Below are 416 nucleotides of genomic sequence, written 5' to 3' on the forward strand. Positions count from 1 at the left end.
GCGAGTTCTGGAAAGAGTGCCAGAATAAGCAGAGCAATGATCTGAATAATCACAAAGGGAATAACACCCTTGTAGATCTGCATAGTCGTGACTTCCTTAGGTGCCACACCTCTGAGATAGAAGAGGGCAAAGCCAAAGGGTGGTGTCAGGAAGGAGGTTTGCAGGTTCATGGCCATCATCACACCCAGCCACACCGGACTGATATCACTCATCAGCAGGATCGGGGCGACAATGGGAACCACCACAAAGGTGATCTCGATAAAGTCCAGAAAGAAGCCCAGGACAAACATCACCAGCATGACGATCACAAGTGCACCATAGGTTCCCCCGGGCATGTGACTGAGGAACTCATGGACCATGTCATCACCGCCAAGTCCTCTAAAGACCAGCGAAAAGACAGAAGCCCCGATCAGGAT

Annotated in this window: 1 protein-coding gene; it reads right to left on the bottom strand. The window is 50.7% G+C overall.

All coding sequences use genetic code 11. From position 1 onward, the window contains the following. Window positions 1–416: TRAP transporter large permease subunit (locus BKB51_RS20470; protein WP_125911896.1), on the bottom strand; the 416-nt coding region annotated here is incomplete at both ends.

Source organism: Kiloniella majae, assembly GCF_002118315.1.
Lineage (GTDB): Bacteria > Pseudomonadota > Alphaproteobacteria > Kiloniellales > Kiloniellaceae > Kiloniella > Kiloniella majae.